Annotated in this window: 1 protein-coding gene; it reads left to right on the top strand. The window is 44.3% G+C overall.

What is annotated here, in order from left to right:
• Positions 1 to 100: 100 nt before the first annotated feature.
• A partial coding sequence (locus AB4517_RS22715) for an ISL3 family transposase (protein WP_372150123.1) occupies positions 101 to 1,204 on the top strand: 1,104 nt, incomplete at its 3' end.

Genomic DNA, 1,204 nt, shown 5'->3' with positions numbered 1-1,204 from the left:
AAAAAGGTTCATCGCGGATTAGCGGGAACTAAAAACAAAAACGGTAGTAAGTGATATGGTTTAGTCGCCAAACAAAAATCATACACAAACTACCGTTTTCATGCCGAATCATACTTTCCTATCTTCATTCTGGGAAGGCTTTCAAATAGTAAAGTCTCACCAGACAGCATCACTTATTACCCTGACTCTTAAACCTAACTCTGAGGCTAAGTGCCTTTGTGGTCTCGAGGCCGAGGCTATTCATGAGTATCAATGGCGTCATGTGAAAGAAGCCATGTTGCTCGGTGTTCCTGTTGAACTTTCCGTTCAAACACGAAGAATTAAGTGTCGTGACTGCGGCATAAAAACAGAGTCTCTATCTTGGCTAGAGCCTTATGCTCGCATCACGAAGCGCCTAAAAAGTTATATAGAACAACTGCTGCCTCTTCTTCCCATTAAGCATATCTCCCAGTTAACGAGCGTACATTGGCACACCATTAAAGAGATAGATAAACGCCGACTTCGACAAGTTGTACCGTCAGTGAAATGGGAAGAGCTAAGGCAACTCGTCATGGACGAGTTCGCTATCTTTAAAGGGCATAGGTATGCCACGGTCATTGCTGACGCTAAGACTCATCAAGTCATTTGGATAGGGTTAGGCCGTAGCCGCAAGGACATACGACCGTTCTTCGAGCTGTTAGGCAAGCATGGCAATAATATCGAAGCGGTCGCGATGGACATGAATACGGCTTTTGACCTTGAAGTTCAAGCGCATTGCCCGAACGCAAAAATCGTTTACGACTTATTCCATGTTGTTGCTAAGTTCGGTCGTGAGGTCATGGATAGAGTCAGAGTCGACCAAGCCAACAAACTCAAGCAAGATAAAAAAGCGAGGCAATGGGTCAAGCGCTCACGCTGGGTGTTGTTGAAAAATAGAGGCAACTTAAATCCACGGCAAGACAGCTATCTTACAGAAATATTGAATATCAATAAGGACTTAATGACCACTTATATACTCGGGGCACAACTCAAAGAGCTTTGGTATTGTGAATCAGAAGCACATGCTAAAGGGCTCTGGGAGGCTTGGTGGGCACAAGTACAAGAGAGTGGAATTAAGCCATTGAAAGAGTTCGCACGAAAACTGAGTCCTTATCTTCACGGTATTATCGCATCGGCAAGTTATCCGCTAAACACCTGCACCCTAGAAGGGATAAACAACAAGATA

This window comes from Vibrio sp. 10N.222.52.C3 (genome assembly GCF_041474195.1).
GTDB classification, from domain to species: domain Bacteria; phylum Pseudomonadota; class Gammaproteobacteria; order Enterobacterales; family Vibrionaceae; genus Vibrio; species Vibrio crassostreae_C.
The sequence above is the reverse complement of the archived record's forward strand: the minus strand, read 5'-3'. Positions and strand labels throughout refer to the sequence as shown.